At 42.3% G+C, this 21,001-nt stretch carries 19 protein-coding genes; 17 read left to right on the top strand and 2 right to left on the bottom strand.

What is annotated here, in order from left to right:
- Position 1: 1 nt before the first annotated feature.
- The 17 genes from ACFOSV_RS01155 to ACFOSV_RS01235 all read left to right on the top strand — a co-directional run bounded on the left by ACFOSV_RS01155 (position 2) and on the right by ACFOSV_RS01235 (position 20,052).
- Complete coding sequence (locus tag ACFOSV_RS01155; RefSeq protein WP_377902529.1) at positions 2 to 1,885, top strand: cytochrome c oxidase subunit I; 1,884 nt, start codon at positions 2 to 4, stop codon at positions 1,883 to 1,885.
- Positions 1,869 to 2,939: a COX15/CtaA family protein gene (locus ACFOSV_RS01160; RefSeq protein WP_377902531.1), complete on the top strand. Its 1,071-nt coding sequence runs from the start codon at positions 1,869 to 1,871 to the stop codon at positions 2,937 to 2,939. The genes ACFOSV_RS01155 and ACFOSV_RS01160 overlap by 17 nt, the downstream gene beginning before the upstream one ends.
- 8 nt (positions 2,940 to 2,947) lie before the next feature.
- Positions 2,948 to 3,853 (top strand): heme o synthase, encoded by a 906-nt coding sequence (cyoE, locus tag ACFOSV_RS01165; protein ID WP_377902533.1) that lies wholly within the window; start codon positions 2,948 to 2,950, stop codon positions 3,851 to 3,853.
- Positions 3,854 to 3,861: 8 nt separating this feature from the next.
- The gene (locus tag ACFOSV_RS01170; protein ID WP_377902777.1) at positions 3,862 to 4,443 is read left to right on the top strand and encodes a cytochrome c oxidase subunit 3; all 582 of its coding nucleotides are present in this window, start codon (positions 3,862 to 3,864) and stop codon (positions 4,441 to 4,443) included.
- 26 nt (positions 4,444 to 4,469) lie between these two features.
- Positions 4,470 to 5,246 (top strand): cytochrome c oxidase subunit 3, encoded by a 777-nt coding sequence (locus ACFOSV_RS01175; protein WP_377902535.1) that lies wholly within the window; start codon positions 4,470 to 4,472, stop codon positions 5,244 to 5,246.
- A gap of 17 nt (positions 5,247 to 5,263) precedes the next feature.
- Positions 5,264 to 5,593, top strand: a complete 330-nt coding sequence (locus ACFOSV_RS01180) for a cytochrome C oxidase subunit IV family protein (protein ID WP_377902537.1) — start codon at positions 5,264 to 5,266, stop codon at positions 5,591 to 5,593.
- A gap of 73 nt (positions 5,594 to 5,666) precedes the next feature.
- The gene (locus ACFOSV_RS01185; RefSeq protein WP_377902539.1) at positions 5,667 to 6,335 is read left to right on the top strand and encodes an SCO family protein; all 669 of its coding nucleotides are present in this window, start codon (positions 5,667 to 5,669) and stop codon (positions 6,333 to 6,335) included.
- A complete protein-coding gene (locus ACFOSV_RS01190; RefSeq protein WP_377902541.1) occupies positions 6,322 to 6,876 on the top strand; it encodes a DUF420 domain-containing protein in 555 nt (184 codons plus the stop codon). The genes ACFOSV_RS01185 and ACFOSV_RS01190 overlap by 14 nt, the downstream gene beginning before the upstream one ends.
- 12 nt (positions 6,877 to 6,888) lie before the next feature.
- Positions 6,889 to 7,140: a hypothetical protein gene (locus ACFOSV_RS01195; protein WP_377902543.1), complete on the top strand. Its 252-nt coding sequence runs from the start codon at positions 6,889 to 6,891 to the stop codon at positions 7,138 to 7,140.
- A gap of 54 nt (positions 7,141 to 7,194) precedes the next feature.
- Positions 7,195 to 10,899, top strand: coding sequence for a sensor histidine kinase (locus ACFOSV_RS01200; protein WP_377902545.1), 3,705 nt, complete (start codon positions 7,195 to 7,197; stop codon positions 10,897 to 10,899).
- A 42-nt stretch (positions 10,900 to 10,941) separates the two neighbouring features.
- Positions 10,942 to 14,406 (top strand): hypothetical protein, encoded by a 3,465-nt coding sequence (locus tag ACFOSV_RS01205; protein WP_377902547.1) that lies wholly within the window; start codon positions 10,942 to 10,944, stop codon positions 14,404 to 14,406.
- A gap of 64 nt (positions 14,407 to 14,470) precedes the next feature.
- On the top strand, positions 14,471 to 15,175 hold the full coding sequence (locus tag ACFOSV_RS01210) for an SDR family oxidoreductase (protein WP_377902549.1): 705 nt from the start codon (positions 14,471 to 14,473) through the stop codon (positions 15,173 to 15,175).
- 2 nt (positions 15,176 to 15,177) lie between these two features.
- Positions 15,178 to 17,160, top strand: a complete 1,983-nt coding sequence (ispG, locus tag ACFOSV_RS01215; protein ID WP_377902551.1) for a (E)-4-hydroxy-3-methylbut-2-enyl-diphosphate synthase — start codon at positions 15,178 to 15,180, stop codon at positions 17,158 to 17,160.
- 197 nt (positions 17,161 to 17,357) lie between these two features.
- Positions 17,358 to 17,549 carry a DUF6728 family protein gene (locus tag ACFOSV_RS01220; RefSeq protein WP_377902553.1) on the top strand — a complete coding sequence of 64 codons (192 nt, stop codon included), beginning with the start codon at positions 17,358 to 17,360 and terminating at the stop codon, positions 17,547 to 17,549.
- Between the two features lie 69 nt (positions 17,550 to 17,618).
- Positions 17,619 to 17,969, top strand: a complete 351-nt coding sequence (locus ACFOSV_RS01225; RefSeq protein WP_377902555.1) for an MmcQ/YjbR family DNA-binding protein — start codon at positions 17,619 to 17,621, stop codon at positions 17,967 to 17,969.
- Positions 17,966 to 18,919, top strand: a complete 954-nt coding sequence (locus tag ACFOSV_RS01230) for an ABC transporter ATP-binding protein (RefSeq protein WP_377902557.1) — start codon at positions 17,966 to 17,968, stop codon at positions 18,917 to 18,919. The genes ACFOSV_RS01225 and ACFOSV_RS01230 overlap by 4 nt, the downstream gene beginning before the upstream one ends.
- The gene (locus ACFOSV_RS01235) at positions 18,919 to 20,052 is read left to right on the top strand and encodes an App1 family protein (protein WP_377902559.1); all 1,134 of its coding nucleotides are present in this window, start codon (positions 18,919 to 18,921) and stop codon (positions 20,050 to 20,052) included. The genes ACFOSV_RS01230 and ACFOSV_RS01235 overlap by 1 nt, the downstream gene beginning before the upstream one ends.
- Here ACFOSV_RS01235 and ACFOSV_RS01240 read toward each other — a convergent pair.
- Positions 20,025 to 20,477, bottom strand: coding sequence for a c-type cytochrome (locus ACFOSV_RS01240; protein WP_377902561.1), 453 nt, complete (start codon positions 20,475 to 20,477; stop codon positions 20,025 to 20,027). The two genes, ACFOSV_RS01235 and ACFOSV_RS01240, sit on opposite strands and share 28 nt — an antisense overlap.
- Positions 20,478 to 20,488: 11 nt before the next feature.
- A complete protein-coding gene (locus ACFOSV_RS01245; RefSeq protein WP_377902563.1) occupies positions 20,489 to 21,001 on the bottom strand; it encodes an FKBP-type peptidyl-prolyl cis-trans isomerase in 513 nt (170 codons plus the stop codon).

Below are 21,001 nucleotides of genomic sequence, written 5' to 3' on the forward strand. Positions count from 1 at the left end.
TATGGCAACAGCATCAATCGCAAACCATGAAGCCGCTCACGATTCACATGAGCACGAGCATCATGACAATTTTGTAACAAAATATATATTCACCACGGATCATAAGATGATCGGTAAGCAATTCTTGGTTACTGGTATCTTTTGGGCAATCATAGGTGGATTCCTTTCTATTCTATTCAGACTTCAGTTGGGTTTTCCAGATATGGATCTGGAGTGGTTACGACCACTTCTAGGAGGCTGGATTGATGAAACTGGAGCTCTGGATCCTACATTCTATCTGGCCCTAGTCACCATGCACGGTACTATTATGGTATTCTTTGTATTGACTGCCGGTCTTAGTGGTACTTTCTCAAACTTCCTGATTCCTTTGCAGATCGGAGCTAGAGATATGGCTTCAGGTTTTATGAATATGCTTTCCTACTGGTTCTTCTTTTTGTCCAGTGTGGTTATGTTCATTTCCTTGTTCATTAAAACTGGTCCTGCTGGTGGAGGTTGGGTAGTTTATCCACCACTTTCTGCTCTTGAGCAAGCTATTCCAGGTTCTGGATTGGGTATGACCTTGTGGTTGGTAGCAATGACTTTCTTTATTGCTTCCTCTTTGCTGGGTGGTATCAACTATATCACTACAGTAATTAATTTGAGAACAAAAGGGATGTCTTTTTCTAGACTTCCATTGACCATTTGGGCTTTTTTCTTAACTGCTGTAATTGGTCTTCTTTCTTTCCCAGTTCTTTTCGCTGCAGCACTTCTATTGGTGTTTGATCGAAGCTTTGGTACTTCCTTCTACCTCTCTGACATTTACATTGGAGGTGAGGCTTTGCCAAATACCGGTGGTAGCCCTGTTCTTTATCAGCATTTGTTCTGGTTCCTAGGTCACCCTGAGGTATATATCGTATTGCTTCCTGCTTTGGGTATTACTTCTGAGATTATCGCAACAAACTCTAGAAAGCCAATTTTCGGATATAAGGCGATGATTATTTCCATGCTTGGGATTACAATTCTTTCCTTTATCGTTTGGGCTCACCATATGTTTGTATCCGGAATGAATCCATTCTTGGGATCGATTTTCATGTTCTTGACATTGATTATTGCGGTGCCTTCTGCAGTGAAAGTATTTAACTATCTGACGACGCTTTGGAGAGGTAACTTGATTTTCACTCCAGGTATGCTGTTTTCAATTGGTCTAGTTTCCTTCTTTATTTCAGGAGGTCTAACTGGTATCTTCCTTGGAAACTCTGCTATTGATATTCAGTTGCACGACACCTATTTCGTAGTAGCACATTTCCACTTGGTGATGGGATCTGCCTCATTCTTCGGCTTGATGGCTGGTGTTTATCATTGGTTCCCAAAAATGTTTGGTAGAATGATGGATGCTCGACTAGGTTATATCCACTTCTGGATGACCTTCGTGGGTGTTTATATGGTATTCTTCCCAATGCACTATATCGGAATCGCTGGTTTCCCAAGAAGATATTATTCTTGGACAAACTTTGCTTTCTCTGACATGTATACAGATTTGAACATGTTTGTCTCTGTAGCTGCTATCATTACTTTCGGTGCTCAGTTTATTTTCTTGTTCAACTTCTTCTACAGTATGTACAGAGGGAGAAAAGCGACTTTGAACCCATGGAGATCGAATACGCTCGAGTGGACTACACCACTTCACCCTGGACATGGTAACTGGCCTGGAGAAATTCCTACGGTATACAGATGGCCTTATGATTACTCTAAGCCTGGAGCTGAGGAAGACTTTATTCCTCAAACTGTTCCGTTGTCAGCTACTCCAGAATCTAACTTACCTCATGAACAAGAGCAAGTGAAAGCAGAGCTTGAAATCATGAAAGACGAAGAGGAGATTTTGGTTCCTAATGAGTCACAATCTTAATAATATAATCATCAGCTTTCGCCGTGTGAGTATGATCACGGTGATTGCTGTTTATTTCCTGATATGGGTCGGCGGTGTGGTGAGAAGCACTGGATCTGGTATGGGATGCCCTGACTGGCCAAAATGCTTTGGTAGCATCATCCCCCCAACAAGCGTAGATCAACTTCCCGACAACTATCAGGAAATTTATTTAGAGCAAAGATTAGCTAAGAACGAAAGGTTCGTAGCAACATTGAATAGCATTGGGCTTAGCGATACGGCAGATAAAATTGCTAATGATAAGTCCATATTAGTTGAAGAGGAATTCAATGCTACCAAAACTTGGATTGAATATCTCAATAGGTTGGTTGGTGTTGTAATAGGTTTGCTGATCATCCTTACCGTATGGAAGTCTTTTCCACTGTGGAAGCTAGATCGCAGGATACCAATCATTGCTGTTTCCTCCTTAATCCTAGTTTTGTTTCAAGGCTGGATTGGATCACTTGTGGTTTCAACTAATCTCATTCCTTGGATGATCACATTCCATATGATGCTTGCGCTTCTTTTGGTAGGCTTGCTTGTATGGATATATCATTTATCCAATGTGCTAAGTGGTGGGAAATCCGTGAAAATGGATGTGCCTGCTAAGGTTGAATGGATATTGATCCTTGGGATTGTGTTAATGCTAGTTCAAATAGTCTTAGGTACTCAAGTGCGTGAGCAAATAGATGCGGTGGCAACGAGTCTTGGGAATATGCTTCGAAATGAATGGATCGATCGCACGGGAATGATTTTCCTTATTCATCGATCTTTCTCATTAAGTATACTTCTGGTTCACATCTTGTATTTTGTTTGGGCATTTAAATACACTTTGAGGCGATCACAAATTAATCTGTGGTCTCAATTGTTGATGGCTTTTGTCATCCTTGAAATCGCTACAGGAATGGGTATGGCTTACTTCGGTATCCCGGCATTTCTTCAGCCTTTTCATCTGTTGATTGGATGTTTGATTACTGGTGTTCAGGTGTTGCTGTATTTGCAGCTCCGAGAGCAACAGCAATATAGTCTAAATTAAAAATTGAAATGAGCTCAGTAAACGTTGCAGGGACATCTTCATTAGAATGGGTTAAAACTAGAGTGAAGGCTTACATGGAGTTAATCAAATTCCGTCTGTCGGCTTTGGTGACTTTCTCTGCGGTATTCGGTTTTATACTCGGTGATTCATCAGTAACCTTCTCTTGGCCAAACTTTGTTGGTCTTGCCTTGGGTGGTTTTCTGATCACGGGTGCGTCTGGCGCTGCCAATGAAATCATGGAACGCGATCTCGATAAGCTGATGAAGCGTACCGAGAATCGTCCTTTGCCTTTGAATATCATTTCTCTTTCTGAGGCCTATTTGTTCACCACGCTGTTGGCTTTCTTAGGCATTGGATTTCTTTGGATTTTCACCAATCCGCTTACCACCTTCCTAGGAGTACTTAGTATGGCATTGTATGTTTTTGCATACACTCCGTTGAAGAGAGTGGGGCCTATTGCTGTGTTTGTAGGAGCTATTCCTGGGGCTATGCCTCCGCTTTTAGGTTGGACGGCTGCCACTGGCGCGATCACGTACGAAGCATTGATCATTTTCGGAATACAATTTATCTGGCAATTCCCTCATTTCTGGGCCATTGCCTGGGTAAGTGATGAGGATTATAAAAGAGCAGGATTTAAGCTATTGCCAAGTGGGGGAGGAAAGGATCTGAATACCGCATTTCAGATCATGATTTATACTTTGTTTCTACTTCCTTTGGGCTTGTTGCCAACTTACTTTGGGTTGACTGGTCTCAATTCAGGAATCATTGCTACAATTTGTGGTGTGCTCTTTTTAGCACAAACTTTCTCTCTGATGAGAGATGGATCGAGAAAATCAGCCCTGAAAATAATGTTTGGGTCTTTCTTGTATTTGCCAATTGTACAGATCTCCTATTTATTAGATAAAATGCCGTAAAAATGGAAATGGAGAAAGAATTGAAGTATGTAGACATGGTGGAGCAGCCCATCTCCATGCACCCAAAGAAATTTGCGCTTTGGTTGTTCATGGTGACAGTTGTGATGGTGTTTGCGGCCTTGACGAGTGCATACATTGTTCGTCAATCAGAGGGCAACTGGCTTGAATACGATCTTCCAGAGATCTTTTATTTTACTTCTGGTTTAGTGGTATTAAGTAGTGTTTTTCTGCAGTGGGGCTATATTTCTGCCAAAAAGGATAATCTCAATTCACTTCGGATTGCTCTTTACTTGGCGGTTCTGTTTGGTATTGCTTTCCTCGTGGGCCAATGGTACAGCTGGGTCGCTCTAGTGGATCGTGAAGTGTTTTTTGTTGGAAATCCAGCAGGGTCCTTTCTTTATGTTTTCACTGGATTGCATGCACTGCATTTGATCAGCGGTGTGATATTTCTGATTATTGTATTAATTTCAACCTTTAGATATCAAGTTCATTCACAATCTATGAATATCATGGAAATGGCCACGACTTATTGGCATTTCTTAGGTGGTCTTTGGCTATATTTGTTCATGTTCTTGCTATTGAATCATTAAAAAAACCTAGTTCTAATTTATATCTTATGTCTGCGCATTCTACTGCAATTGGTGTAAGCTCCAAAAGAGGAGTATGGGGAGGTGGTAACGAGCCTCTCAAAGCAAGCTATGGAAAACTCATGATGTGGTTTTTCTTGCTTTCTGATATTTTCACCTTTGCCGCCTTCCTGATTACTTATCTTGCTACTCGAGTAACCTATCCAGCCTATGCTGGGCCAGCTCAAGAATTTGTAGGATCCAATGAATATTGGCCTATTCCTGAATTGGTATTTGAAGCAGTTCCATTTTTGCACGGATTCCATGCCCCACTTGTGTTTGTGGGTATCATGACCTTTATCTTGATTTCTAGCTCAGTGACTATGGTTTTGGCGGTTGAAGCTGGACATAGAAATGATAGAAATGATGTAGTGAAGTGGATGCTCTGGACTATTGTTGGTGGAGCTACGTTCCTTGGCTGTCAAGCTTGGGAGTGGAATCACTTTATCCACGGTACAGATGCAGGCTCTGTGATGACCTATGTGAATAACTTGGGCCAGATCGTTACAGAAACGGTGTTTGGTGCGAATCTTTCGGTCAACGAGTACGGACCAGCAACTTTTGCGCAACTCTTCTTCTTTATTACTGGATTCCACGGATTCCACGTGACCATTGGTGTGTTCCTTCTTTTCCTTTGCTTTTACCAGGCAGCTGTAGGAGTATATGACAGAAGAGGTCACTATGAGATGGTAGAGAAAATTGGCCTATACTGGCACTTTGTGGATTTGGTTTGGGTATTTGTCTTTACCTTATTCTATCTTATTTAAGCTAAATATTTACTGAAATGGATATTCAACAAAATAAGTCTACTCTCGAGGTTACCCCTCGCAATAATGAGAAGATCAAGAAAATTTGGAAAACTGCATTGATCATGGCATTGATCACCGCAGCAGAATTCGTGATGGCATTCACCATGCCAAGAGGGATTTTACTTTATGTCTTGTTTATTTTGCTTACCATTTGGAAAGCAAAGTATATTATGATGGACTTCATGCACTTGGGTGATGAAGTGAAGCCATTGTTCTACTCCATCATTGTACCATTGATCTTCTTGGTCTGGTTGCTGATTGCGCTTGCGAAAGAAGGATCGGACATCTTTATGATGCGTTGGTAGGAAAGAAATCAAGTATTTTAAAAAAAAATAAGGTTGGAGGAAATACTTCAACCTTATTTTTTGTTACAAGACTATGAAAGGATTAAGATTACTTCAAGGGATGGTTTTAGTATGCATCCTTTTGATTCCCGTATTGATTTTCATGTTTCTCAAGAGCTTTGGGAACAATGAGTATGACCTTCCGGTATATTTCGAAAAAGGAGTTGATAATCCTTTTAGAGAGTGCCCCATTACCGATACGACTCAGCATTATATTCCTGAGTTTGCTTTTGCTAATCAAAATGATCAGTTGGTAGGGTCTGAAGACATGAAGGGAAAAATTACTATCGTTGACTTTTTCTTTACGTCTTGTCCAAGTATCTGCCCGGTGATGTCCAAGGAGATGGAACGGGTAAATGATATGTTTAGGGAGGAAGATCGCGTTCGTATTCTATCGATTAGTATAGATCCTGAATATGACACACCAGAAGTCCTACAATCCTATGCCGATGAGCATGGGGCGCAGGCGGGCAAATGGGACTTCCTAAGCGGTGATAAGCTTGAAACCTATCAACTAGCCCGCTGTGGATTTGTATTGCCTACGATAGACGGTATGGGTGTTCCTGATGATTTTGTTCATAGTGATAAATTTGTTCTAATCGATGAACAAGGAAGGATTAGGGGCTATTATTCCGGAACAAATAGGGAGGATGTGGACTTATTAATGTTAGAAACAAAAGTGCTTTTGCATGGAAAAGATTAATTCAGGCTTATTGGCAAATGAGAAAAAAGTAAAATCTGGTCTCATTGCAATTTCGATTTTAATACCTGTCGTAGTGGCTGTTTTATTATTTATGCCAACCAAGATTGGCTCTGGGGTGGAGTGGGTATATTTTCTTCCTCATTTAAATGCTGTGATTAATTCCGCTGCCTCCGTGGCTCTTGTGGCTGGCGTCATATTTATCAAAAATAAAAATATAGCCATGCACCGAGCAGCGATGACCACTTCTTTTGGTTTGGGGGCTATCTTTTTGGTTTCATACGTGATTTATCACGGTGCTGCAGAAAGCACATCCTTTGGTGGTGAGGGTTGGATTCGGCCAGTCTATTATTTTTTATTGATTACCCACATCATTTTGGCAGCAGTAGCACTGTTTCCAATTTTGTTTGCGTATTACTACGGATTGACTGATCAGCGGGAAAAACACAGAAAAGTGGTTAAATTTGCCTTTCCGATCTGGCTTTATGTCACCGTTACTGGGGTGGTGGTCTATTTGATGATCAGTCCGTATTATATTCATTAAACTGAAATGACTATGAAAAGAGTACTTGCAGTAATCGTCGTTTATGTGGTGGGATTCTTGACTCAGGCAAGCGTGCAAGCGCAATGTGCCATGTGTAGAGCGTCCGTGGAAAATAATGTGAGCAATGGAGACACTTCGATCGGTGCAGGATTGAATAATGGGATTCTCTATCTCTTTGTAATGCCTTACTTGATGGTAATGGTGGTAGCTTTTTTCTGGTATAGATCGGCTAAACGGAAAAATGCAAAACTCTCTCTGCGGTGAGGATAATTGAAGCAAAGTTTGAATGATGACTTTGCTTTTTTATTTTTAGCTAAAATGACGCACGATGTCCGACGCTGGATCATTCTAGCAAGTGTACTCTCCTTACTTCTAGTTCTAGTTCTCAACTTTTTCTTTTTCCAGAAAAATGATGAGCAGGTCTATTTTGAGGATCTCCAAGAGCGAGTGGACGATATTAGTGCCGAATTTGATCAAGATTTTATTTCAATTCTGATGATCGCTCGTCCCGAGGATTCGGTGACTTTTGAGACGGTCGGAAGAATAGAGCACAGCTACCCTTTCTTTTTGCTTGATGATGAAAATGAGGTTTTGTTTTGGTCAGACTTCACTTTTAGCTTTGATTTTTCCGCCGTAGACCGAACTCGAGACCATCAACTTATCGAAGACCCCTTCGGAATGTTCCTGGTCAAAACCCGCCAAATCTCAAGAAATGATAAGCAATATTGGCTTGTTCATGCCGTTCGCCTGGTTTTCCCGGGTAGTATTGCCAATGATTACCTGATCACTGGAGCTAATCCTCAAATATTCGGAAACGATCGCTTTGAACTTTTTACCGATCCAGCTGCCGGTTCTTATCAAATCCTTAATGCCAAAGGCGATCCGATTTTTGGAGTTAATTTCTTACTTGGTTATAGGCCAGCTGGGAAGCTTGGTAACCCGGTAATCTTACTATTCTTTACCTCGGTATTTTTGCTCTACTTTTTGTTGAGCTTTGACTTTGTACTGAAAGTATGGAAGTCTGGAAGGGGCTGGCGAGCCATTGGCTATGCGGTCTTAGTGGTATTGGCTTTTAGGCTGTTAATGCTATTACTTGACTTCCCGGGAGCGTTTTTTAGGCTAGAGCTTTTTGATCCACTGAATTACGCCTCCTCTTGGTTTAACCCAAGTCTAGGAGATTTGCTGCTGAATTCGATCTGCCTAGGACTCATTTTTGTCTTGATTTTGTTCAAGCTATCGTCTCAAGACATGCATGAGCGGATTAAGATTTTTACTTCTAATACGGAAGTAAATATTCTCTTTTCCCTCTGCTTTTTGATCTCTTCAATCTTTCTATATTTTTTTTGGCAGATCCCGAGGGACATTATCTTGAATTCCCAATGGGCACTGGATATTAAAAACTTTCCTTCGCTGGATGCCTTTCAAATATTCAGCTATTTGGTGCTATTTATCTGGGGTGCAGCCTATGTGTTGTTCACTGTCTCGCTTTGCAGCTTGATCGCAAGTATGAGGAGAGACTGGGCTAGGTACACCAAGTTGCTTTTGGCAATCGGGGTTCCTATTGCCTTAGTCTTGGTTGTTTTCCAGTTTTGGATTGCTCTAGTTTGGGTTCTTCACCTAGCCTTCTTCTATGTTGTTTTACGTTTTGAGCTTTCTAAAAATGTCTTCAAACTAGGTCTGAATACTTTTTACACATTCTTTTTTGCATCACTCATTGCGGCGGCCATCACAGGCTTCAGCACAAGAGCAACGGAACAACAGCAGCTTCTCAATGCCAAAAAACGCTTTATAAATCAGAATCTGATTGAGAATGATATCATTACCGAGTTTTTCTTGGGAGAAATTTTTTCGAGGATCAAATCAGATTTATTCATTCAAAATAGACTTGCCGATCCATTACTTTCAAAAGATCCCATAGAAACTAAAATCCGCAAGGTTTACCTGGACAATTACTTCGATCAATTTGAAATCAGTGTAACCATTTTTAATACTTCAGGCTCTCGAATTTCTGGTCCATTGAGCTCAGGTTCGCTTCAAGATATTCGTAATGAGGTGATCAAAAGTGATTATGCCACAGATGTGCGTGGGCTATATTTTATCCGTGGAGAGTCTGCCAATGATGGCAATCGATTTGTTGGCTTTGTGCCCATGAGTAAAGATGACTACCCACAAGGCACCATTTTGCTTGAGCTACGGCAAATGAATATTCAACCTACAAGTGTTTATCCCAAGTTGCTTTTGGATCAGAAGTATTCTGAGAAGCTCGATCCCACCCAGTTTGACTATGCCATCTTCACAGAAAACGAATTGGTATCAAGTGTAGGTAGCTTCAATTATTCAGGCGATAAATTCGTTTCCCTGCTTTCCGATCCCGATCTTCAGAAATCTGGGGTTATTGAAGGTGGGTATCATCATCTGGGATTAATTGATGGAAATAGGCTCATTGTGGTTTCGTCTCCATCTGTTCCATTTGCGTATTTCGCAGGGAATATTTCACTTCATTTCGTTCTTTTTGTCCTACTGACATTTTTTACGATTCTTATTAACACTCTGTTAAAAGGATACAAGAATTTTGTTTTTAACTATTCAACCAAGCTTCAGCTTTACCTGAATTTTGCCTTTTTCTTTCCGATTCTGATCATCAGTATTATTACCCTGGGCTTATTGGCCAATAGCTATAGGGATGACTTGGATCGGCAATACGTGCAGAAGGCTGAATTGATCCGAGGGAACCTCAATAGTTTTATAACCAACCTTAAGCTGGACAATAGCAACAAGGATGTCGTGGATGAAGAGGTGACTTATTTGGCTAACACTACGGGTAGCGAATTGCACCTGTATTCTTTGGATGGGCGCCTTTATTCAACCAATAGACCAAATATTTTCGAAAAGAAAATTCTATCCAATTTTATTAACCCAGCGGCAATTGCTGCCATTCAAGAAAACAACCTGAATAGGTTTTTGGCTCAGGAAAAAATTGGAAACCTAAACTATAAATCCGTCTATTTGCCGGTTTTGTCTGGCCAAAGGCAAGAACTAACCGGAATTTTAGCAGTTCCTTTTTTCGAATCTGAAGCCGAACTCAATGCAATTGTAGCTGACGTGCTGAGCAATATTTTCAATGCATTCGTGGTGATTTTCATCTTGTTTTTGATCGTTTCTTATTTCGTTTCGAAAAATCTCACTTTTCCTTTTAAACTGCTAACGCAAAAGCTTAAGGCTACGAATCTAGAAGACAATGAGCCTATGATTTGGTCGACTAAAGACGAAATCGGTATGCTCGTGAATGAATATAACAACATGCTTTTTAAGCTCGAACAAAGTAAGCAGGTGCTGGCATCCACTGAGAAGGAGTCCGCATGGCGAGAAATGGCAAAGCAAGTGGCCCATGAGATCAAAAACCCTCTGACGCCTATGAAATTAACACTTCAGCACTTGATGCGACTGGATTGGCAAGGTGAGACGGAGGAAAAAGAACGACTCAAGAAATCTTTAAATACGCTGATTCATCAGGTTGATGCCTTAAGTGGGATAGCCTCCTCATTTTCCACTTTTGCGAAAATGCCTTTACCCCAAAACGAGCTGATGAATTTTAAATCGGTGGTTTTGAAGGTGCTAGAACTTTATACCAATGATGACCGAGTAAACCTTCAATTCAAGGATGATTCCTATACCGAATACATCCCCATCATGGGTGACGATCAGCTCTTTGGGCGAGTGATTACGAATTTGGTGATCAATGGAATCCAATCTGTCGAAGAGGATACTATGCCTGTGATTAAGGTTTGGCTTTGGATGAGCGACTCCGCTGTTTTCTTGGAGATTTCGGACAATGGAAAGGGTATCCCAAAGGAATTACAGGATAAAATTTTCATTCCAAACTTTAGTACCAAAAGTCAAGGATCGGGCCTTGGATTGGCTATCGCAAAAAGTGGAGTAGAGACCGCAGGGGGAAAGATTTGGTTTGAAACGGAATCTGGTAAAGGAACGACCTTTTACCTCACTTTCCCTTTAGCGGAATAAGGTGCTTTTGTTTACCTTAGAAGCATCAGGCAGGATTTAGTTATGCGGATTTGGGTGATTACTTGTGTTTTGTGGCTGCTCTGGGCAGGTGCAGCGCATGCTCAGCAGAAGTGTCGATGGATTTCCACGTCTGAGCTCGGTTCATCCTTGGTTTTGGATTCGCTTTCCGTGGTGGAGGAGAGCATTACGATTCGAGATAAATCTGGAAAATCTTACGAATTCGCCTATCAACTAGAAGGGAATCGTCTCCAGTTAATGCAAGTGAAATCTGGCATGCCCGATTCATTGGAAGTTTGCTACCGTACCTTTGCAATGAGATTTGATCAGCCTACGGCAAAAAGATCTCTCAGTCGTGATTACGATTCTACGGCAGTTTTTCGGGACACCCGAGTGCTCCAAAGCGAAGGATTTGACTTTCGTGAAGAGCTTTTTCCCACTACAAATTTATACAAAACAGGTAGCCTGACCCGGGGGATTTCCTTTGGGAATACCCAAAACGTGTTTGTCAATTCTGCTTTAAACCTGCAACTGGAAGGAAATATCACCGATGAGCTAAAAATCAGGGCAAGTATTACTGATCAGAATGTTCCTTTCCAGCCGGAGGGGAATACTCAGCAAATTCAGGATTTTGACAATGTCTTGATTGAGCTTTATACAGATAAATTTCGGTTAGCTGCTGGCGATGTAGTCTTGCAGCAAAGACGTTCGGAATTTCTGAGGTATTACAAAAACGTACAGGGCTTGCAATTCACTTCAAATTATAAACTTTCGGATGACTGGACTGCAAGTAGCCAAGGCTTTGCTTCCATAGCCAAAGGGAAATTTGCTTCAATTCAGCTCCCGATTATTGAGGGAGTGCTAGGTCCTTATCTTATCAATGGCCCACAAAATGAGCGTTTTGTCATAATTATGGCAAATTCGGAGCGAGTGTTTCTGGATGGAAAGCTTTTGCAGAGAGGCTTTAATGAGGATTATGTGATTGATTACAATCAGGCCGAAATCACCTTTACCCCAAAGGTGCTGATCACGGAATATTCTCGAGTTCGAGTGGATTTCGAATTTGCGGAGCGAAACTATAGCCGGTCCATTATCGGAGCAAACCATTCACAAACTAATGGAGATGTAGAGGTCTATCTGAATTATTATCAAGAGCAAGACAATCGGAATCGACCTCTATTTACAGAATTCAGTCAAGAGGAATTGGGGCTTTTGGCGTCCGTAGGAGATCAGACCGAATTGGCACGAATCCCGAGAATTGACAGCATAGCCTACGATCCCAATCGGATTTTGTATGAAAAAATTGAGGAGTTTGACGAAGCTGGCAGACCATTCATCTATTACAGGTACTCCACAGATCCGACACGAGCTCATTTTGTCCTTTCGTTTTCTCAAGTTGGGCAGGGTAGGGGCGACTATCGCAGGCAGAGCCAACTCGCCAATGGAACTGTCTATGAATACATCCCTCGAGTAAACGGAGAGCCTCAGGGGAATTATTCAATCTTAACTCAGCTTCCGGCACCTGATAGCAAGCGAATGGTCACAGCGGGTACAAGGATTAAAATGAATCCGAATGAGTCAGTCTATACTGAGCTTGCTTTGTCCTCGGTGGATCAAAATCTTTTCTCCACAATAGACGATGAAAATAATCAGGGGCTGGGCTGGAAACTTGGCCTGAGCTCCAGAGACAGAAAAGTCGGTTTTTTGAAGGGCTATACCTTTAGCGGTGATTCTGAATTTGAGTTGAATTCCACCAATTTCAACTTTATCGATCGGTTTCGATACATCGAATTTGATCGTGACTGGGGATTGGACCCTCAGGCACTGGAAACACCTGCAGCGGAGCGACTTTTTAGGGCAGGATTTAGTTTGGAAAAGGACGCCAAAAACACCTTCCAATACGGTCTTTATTTGAGGAATAGGCAGGATGTTTTGACAGGATATCAACAGACAGCCAACTGGAAAATGTACCTCAATGAGCGATTTTTAGTCGAGCAAGACCTATTTACTTTAAATAGTAATCAGGTAGGCCTGCAATCTGATTGGCTACGCTACCAGGGACGATTGAGTTATACTTCAAAGATATTTGTCCCGGGCTATCAGTTTTCTACCGACCGAAATGCGCTGACCAATACTGAAACCGATTCGGTACTGAGTACTGCCATGAACTTCAAAGAGCATCTTTTTTTCTTGAAGAGTAATGATTCTTTAGATTTTCAGTTTTTAGTCGATGCAGCTTGGCGAGAAGATCGTGCGCCATTTCAAGGAGTTTTTCAGAATGATACCGAGGCTTTTACGAGTAATTTCACTTTTCGGAAAAACTGGAAAAATCACAATCTATCGAGCACCTTCACCTATAGGGAGCTTCGCTATGTTTTTCGTGATTTACCAACCGAATCTACGGTCATGGGAAAGCTGGATTATCAAGGCAGTCTAGGTAAAAATTTGATCCGAAATGATATTAGCTATGCTATTGGCAACGGTCGGGAGCTTCAGCGGGAATTCGTTTATATCCTAGCTCCCAATGGAGATGGTACCCACACCTGGCGCGATGATAATAAGGATGGAATTCAGCAGCTCAATGAGTTTTATCTGGCCATTAACCCAGAGGAAAAGCAATACATTAAAATTTTTGTGCCCACAGATATCTACGTCCAAGCCTACACAAGTTTGCTTAATTATAGATTTCAAGCCCGGTTTCCAGACACATGGAAGGACGCGGGCGGGCTAAGGCAGTTTCTGCACAGGTTTTCTAATACCAGCAGTTTGAGCGTTGAGAAAAAGGTGACCTCGGATGATTTTGGAGATCGGGTCAATCCTTTTATTGGCGGGATCAATCGGGAAGATATTCTTCGGCTGAGGCAGGTGATTCGATCCAGTTTTTTCTTCAACCGGGCTTCCGCCAAATATGGCTTTGACCTTTCGCTTTTTGATAGTCAATTCAAGCAATTACTTTCCGGAGGATTTGAGGATTTGATCCAAAAGGATTGGAAACTTAACCTTAGATACAATTTTAATTCAGTGGCTACTTTGCGGCTTCTGGGCTCAGTTGGAGACCGGGTTTCTGCCTCTGATTTTTTAGAAAATCGAAATTATACCATCGATCAATATTTGCTTGGGCCAGAATTCGCCTGGCAGCCAAGCCCGTATTTCAGAAGTACCTTTTCTTATTCTTTTGCCAATAAGCAAAATATAGCCAATCTGGAATTTGACGAAACCGCCCAAACCCATCAAGTGGGGCTAGATCTGCGCTATGCCAAAGCGATCAAAACTACCCTTACTGGTAATTTTCAGCTGATTCAGATTGATTACAACGGGATAGCAAATTCACCTGTGGGCTACGAAATGTTGCAAGCTTTAACGCCAGGAACCAATATCACCTGGAGCCTAAATTGGCTCCAAAAGATCGGCGAGGGTTTACAACTAAATATGGTCTATGAAGGCAGAAATTCTCAAGGACTTGATCGGATCGTTCACGTAGGAAGGATGCAAGTCTCGGCTTTATTTTGATAAAAAAATGTAACTTTGTTTCTGTTAGATAGTTGTCATACTAACTATTAAATCAACAACAATTATGCGAAAAAGCATCCTCGTAACTGGAGGAACTAAAGGTATTGGAAGAGCCATTCTAGAGCGATTTGCTCAGGAAGATTTTGATCTAATTACCTGCGCCCGAAATGAAAAGGAGCTAGCCACTTTAGCAACTGATCTTCAATCAAAGTTCCCGAAGAATAAGGTGCTAGCTTTCCGAGCTGACTTGTCTCGTAAGGATGAGGTTGAAAGGTTTGCCAAGGAAATATCCAAGGAATTTACTCCAGATGTGATAGTCAATAACACGGGAGTATTCTTGCCTGGTGCCATCCATGATGAGCCAGATGGAAACTTTGAATTAATGATGCAAACCAACCTTTACTCTGCATATTATCTGATTCGCGCCTTTGTCAAAGACATGATGAAGCGAAAATCAGGATATATTTTTAGTATGGGTTCCATCGCTGGGACCACGGCCTACCCCAATGGGGGAAGCTATGCAATATCAAAGTGGGCTATGCTTGGGATGACCAAGTGTCTTCGTGAAGAGCTCAAGCCCTTTGACATCAAAGTTACCTCGATTTTACCAGGTGCCACGTACACCGCAAGTTGGGAAGGGGTAGACCTACCAATTGAACGATTTATGAAAGCCGAAGACGTCGCAGCTTGCGTCTGGTCTGCTTATAACCTTTCACCACAGTCCGTGGTTGAAGAAATAACCATCCGCCCACAATTAGGAGACATTTAACTATGGATTCACCTACCCCCATTTCATCGATCCACTATTGCGATAGCCTCACCAAGTACTCCCGGAGGAAAACCATTCCAGTCCAAATCGGGGATGTGATCATCGGTGGGGACAATCATATTGTCGTCCAATCCATGACCACTGTGGACACCATGGATACCATGGGCTCCGTGGAGCAGTGTATTCGCATGATTGATGCAGGTTGTGAATTGGTACGAATTACAGCTCCAAGTCTGAAAGAGGCTGAAAATCTTAGGAACATTAAGGCTGAGCTTCGCAGGAGAGGATACAAGACTCCACTCGTAGCTGATATTCATTTCACCCCAAATGCGGCTGAAGTTGCAGCGAAAATTGTGGAGAAAGTACGGGTGAATCCGGGTAACTATGCGGACAAAAAGAAATTTGAAACCATAGAATATACCGATCAAAGCTATCAAGATGAGCTCGATCGAATCAGAGAGCGGTTTCTGCCTTTGGTGAAAATCTGCAAGGAACACGGTACAGCCATGCGAATTGGTACGAATCACGGCTCACTTTCCGACAGGATCATGAGTCGCTATGGGGATACTCCCCTTGGGATGGTCGAGTCGGCTTTGGAGTTTTTGAGGATTTGTGAAGATGAAAATTTTCATCAGATTGTTATTTCCATGAAGTCATCCAATACCCAAGTGATGGTGCAGGCATATCGATTGCTGGTACAGAAGTTGGATGAAGGAGGCTTTAAGCCCTACCCGTTGCATCTTGGAGTGACTGAGGCTGGTGAAGCAGAAGATGGTCGAATCAAATCCGCGGTAGGGATCGGAACTCTTCTAGAGGATGGCTTGGGTGATACGGTTCGAGTTTCACTCACCGAGGATCCTGAGTTTGAAGCACCTGTGGCACAAGCCTTGATCGATCGATACACGCACAGAGCAGGTCATGCAGCCATACCTGAGATGGAGGATTACCCAATTCATCCTTTTGACCACGAGAAGAGAAAAACTCATGAGGTGTATAATTTTGGGGATCACAATGTACCAAGAGTGATTACTGATATTTCCAAGATTGATCAAATCACTCCAAAGGAAATGAAGCAAGTGGGTCATTTTTACTTGCCAGAATTGGATAAGTGGAAAATGAATGATCAAGGCTGTGACTTTGTCTATTCGGGTAAAAATCCAATCCCATTTATGCTTCCCAATGGAATGAAGGAGATTCAGGATTTTGAAATCTGGAAAGCCCAAGCAGACCAAAACAACAAATTTCCTTTATTTACCCTCAGTCAATTCGGTGAAAATTCGGCTAGACACAAAGAGTTGAATTTCTTAGAAATATGGGATACAGAAATCCGAGAGGCTATTTCTATGGTGAAAAATGATTCCAAAGTGGTGATCATTCTAAATACCGCAAACGCTCATTCAATGCCGGCCTTGCGAAGGGCAATGATTAGCTTAATGCATACAGACTGCCACATTCCAGTAGTTTTCAAAGTGAGCTATCCGGATCAGACTGCCGATCAAACCATGCTCTATGCCGCTACAGATGTGGGCGGATTATTGATTGATGGTTTGGGCGATGGAATTTTTATTTCTCTGGAAAAGGAAAAAAATCATACTCGAGAGGAGTTCCTAGACCAGATCAAGTTGCACAACGCGACAGGCTTTGGTGTCCTTCAGGCCGCCCGTACAAGAATGTCAAAGACAGAATACATTTCCTGTCCGTCCTGTGGCCGAACGCTCTTTGATTTGCAGGAAACTACAGCGATGATTCGTAAGCGTACAGATCATCTAAAGGGAGTGAAGATCGGAATTATGGGATGTATCGTGAATGGTCCAGGCGAAATGGCGGATGCAGATTATGGATATGTGGGTTCTGGCAAGGGCAAAATCACACTATACAAAGGAAAGGAAGTGATGAAAAGATCTGTTCCTTCAGAACGTGCAGTGGACGAGCTGATCAATATCATCAGAGAAGACGGGATGTGGAACGAGCCGGAGGAGATTTAGTAGCAGTTGCAGAGTTTTGACTACGGTCCACAGTCGACAGACCACCGGGGATAAAGCAGTAGCAGTTCCTAGTGGCATTCAGCAAACAACCAACAACCAACAACAGGCGTAGCCGAGACAACTGACAATAGACAATCGACAACCATAAAATAAACTTATTCGCTGCTCATTCGGTTTACCAAACAAAGCAACACATTATGGCAGATTCTAAAGTAAAAGAGTTTTTCAAGCTAGGTGAAGTAGGAAATTACTTTATCAATGTCTTCAAAAAACCAGATCCAAATAAAAAGACGAACTTCAATCTCCGGATGATGCATGGCATCAATAAGATTTCCATTCTGGTCTTCTTGTTTGCACTTATTGTGTGGACGATTAAGCGCTTCATATAGGTAATCGCTGGAATTAGTGAAATTGAATTATGGGCTATTTTGTTAGCCCATTTTTTTTGATCTTTATCCATGACCTTAGCTTACCTCAGAGATTATTGTCTCGCCAAACCAGGAACTTCTGAAGACACCCCTTTTGACCCCACCACCATTTGCTTTCGGGTGGGAGGTAAAATTTTCGCCATTACCGATCTGGAAAATTTTGATTTTGTAAATTTCAAATGTGACCCGGACCGAGCCATTGAGCTGCGTGAACGATATGAGGGAATCACGCCAGGATATCATATGAATAAAAAAAGCTGGAACTCTGTTTCTGTACTCGGTAATGTGCCTGATAAGTTGATTCTCGAGCTGGTAGACCATTCCTACGAGTTGATTTTCTTCAGTTTGACTAAAAAACTCCAAGCTGAAATTCGCCCATGAGCTTTTTTAGAATTGAAAACGTAGCCAAAACCTTTGGTGAGCATCAAGCGCTACAGTCCTTCTCCATCGATCTTCCCAAAGGCCAGTTTTTAGCTATTGTCGGTGAAAGTGGGTCCGGAAAAAGCACTTTGCTACGAATCATGGCTGGATTGGAAGTTCAGGACTTAGGAGAAGTTTGGTTGGGAGATTTGCAAATTCTTAACCCCAAACAAAAGTTGGTTTCAGGATATGATCAAATCAAGTTGATCCATCAAGACTATCACCTTTATCCCAATAGCACGGTAGAAGAAAACATCTCCAGACCTTTGTTGAGTTTTGATCAGAGCTATCGCAAGAAGCGGGTGGAATCTCTCCTTAAGTTGCTGAAGCTAGATGCCCTCCGTACTAGATTTCCGAGGGAGCTTTCAGGCGGGCAACAGCAAAAGGTTGCTATTGCCAAAGCCATGAGTGTGGAGCCTGATGTTTTGCTTTTGGATGAACCATTTAGTTCCCTGGACCCTATTCAAACTCATGAGTTGATGGGTGAGCTCAAGCTTATTTTTCAGGCTTCTGGCACTACAGTGATCCTCGTGACGCATGACTTGGATCACGCGCTAGGTTTGACGGATAATCTGTTGATTTTGAAAAAAGGAAAAGTGGTCCAAAAGGGAAACTCAAAAAGCCTCTGCACAGCACCCAAAAGTGAATACGTGGCCAGACTTTTTTCGCCTATCAATGCTTTGTCTGGCGAGAAAAAGTCATTTATCCGCCCTTCAGATGTCAAGTTGAGGACCAGCCGAGGAGAACTTGCCCATGTAATTGACTCCAGATTTTTGGTCCATTACAACTCGCTTCAGATCAAAATTAAAGAGACCCAAGCCATCTGGGAGGCGGATGATCCACAGCGCAGATTTCAGGTTGGAGATCGCGTCTATGTGTCATGGGAGGAGGAAAAGATTTTGCGGTTTTAATGTCTGATTCACCCCCAAAAAATAGGCTTCTCCTCACGCTGATCTATGAGATCAAACTGAAATTCAATCAGGTAATTCTCTGGTTTTCGATCAAATTGGGATTTATTCGAGAGATCATCATCGTCCCTTTTAATGGTTTTGGTAACTCCTCTGAGATTTATTTGGTAGGCCGGGTACTGAAAAATAACCGAGTGACCAAATCCAATCCAGAGGATTCGGTATGGAGTAATGTCAAGAAGATGATCCGTCGCTTTCGCACCGTGATCATCCCCGGAGCTAAAGTTCAAGCGAGTATAGACGGAGAAAACTATGTGGTGGAGACGAATGAAGAAGGTTATTTCGAATTGACCATCAAGGGTGATTTTCAGCTTCAAAAAGAGCAATCTTGGCTGAGCGTGAGGTTCACTCTATTAGATCAGATTCTGAAAAATCAAGGGGTCGTCTCTGCTGAGGCCAAAGTCTTTATTCCATCCAAAAACGCTAGTGTTGGAGTGATTTCTGATATAGATGACACAATCATCCCGACAGGCGCTACGCGGCTATTGGAAATGCTCAAGACGACTTTTGCAAAAAACGCATACTCGAGAGTTCCATTTCCAGGGATTTCAGAGCTCTATTCCGATCTAAGGCGAGGTGCTTCTTGGCAAGACAATAATCCCTTCTTTTATGTGTCCAGTAGTCCGTGGAATCTTTTTGATTTTTTAATGGAGCTGTTGGATATCCATAGAATTCCCTTCGGTCCGCTGATGCTAAGAGATATTGGTTTGTCCCGGTCGGAGTTGATATCGGGAAGTCACCGGGCGCACAAAATGCAGCAAATTCGACACATCATAAGAGTGAGCGATCCGCTTCCTTTCTTGCTCATCGGAGATAGCGGTCAGGAGGATCCAGAGATTTACTTACAGATTGTCCGAGAGTTTCCGAGTAGGATTCTGATGGTTTTCATCCGGGATGTGGACGATAGTCGATTGGATTACGTGTCCACAATCACCCAAGAGATGGCTAAGTTGGGTGTCGATTTACGTTTTGGCAAGGACGTACAAAAGGCCAGAGAAGTTCTGATCCGTCATAGGTTATTGCCTGATCTTATTGAGCAGAAAAGGGATCAATTTTGTTCCAGTGAGAGAATATAGGTTGCCATGGCTTCGGCGTCAGATTGGGTCAAATCTGGATGAGGTGCCATCACTGGACGTCCCCAAGAGCCGAAACCTCCAGCGATGATCTTTCGGGCAAGAAGGTTGATATAGGTGGAGTTAGAGGGGTATCGTTTGGCAATGTCCATTAGAGCTGGGCCTTTTCCTCGCTTGTCCAAACTATGGCATGGACCACAATCAGAATAAGAAATCAATACCTCTCCTCGCTTGATGACTTCCTCATCTAAAATTTCATTTTTTCCAGGAACAACTCGGACATAGTCAGCATACTTTTCACTGGCCTCCACAGGTGTTTTGTCTTGTTGCTTTTGAGAATTTGTGCATCCCGAATGGGAAAGGATAATCCCCAAAAGAATCAGGACTAATTGATGGCCGGTCTTCGAAAATAGATCTTTAGACCTCACTGTTTTTTCGATTAGTTAGCTCCTTCCACCAAACCTGTGGCTAACTCTTCTTTGCTTGCATTTCGAATCGTCAAAACTTCCCCTTCGAAATGAAGGTCAAAACCGACCAACGCATGATTGAAATCGAGTAGTAATTCCGATCCCTGATCCTTCAGGATTTTGGCCTGCATGGGTTGCTGATTTTCATCCATGAGCGGAAGGAAATTTCCTTCTTGGAGCATTTCAGGGCTAAAGCCTCTTTCCTCCGAAAACTGACTCTTGGGAATACTCAAAATCAACTCCTCGTCTGCTTGCCCATAAGCTTCCTCTGCTTCCAAAACGAAAGAAAAGGATTGGCCTTTTTCCTTCCCATTCAATAATTCTTCAAATTTTTCTGGTAGACCGCTATTTCCAAACACAAAGAAAAAGGGATCGTCTTCATCTCTTACTTCCACGCTGAAAGGCACGGATTCTATATCGTCTTCGGTTTTACTTACTTTGAGTTCAAAGCTGATCCCGATGACTTTATTTTTTTCAATTTTCAT

The sequence above is a fragment of the Algoriphagus namhaensis genome (genome assembly GCF_042649705.1).
GTDB lineage: Bacteria > Bacteroidota > Bacteroidia > Cytophagales > Cyclobacteriaceae > Algoriphagus > Algoriphagus namhaensis.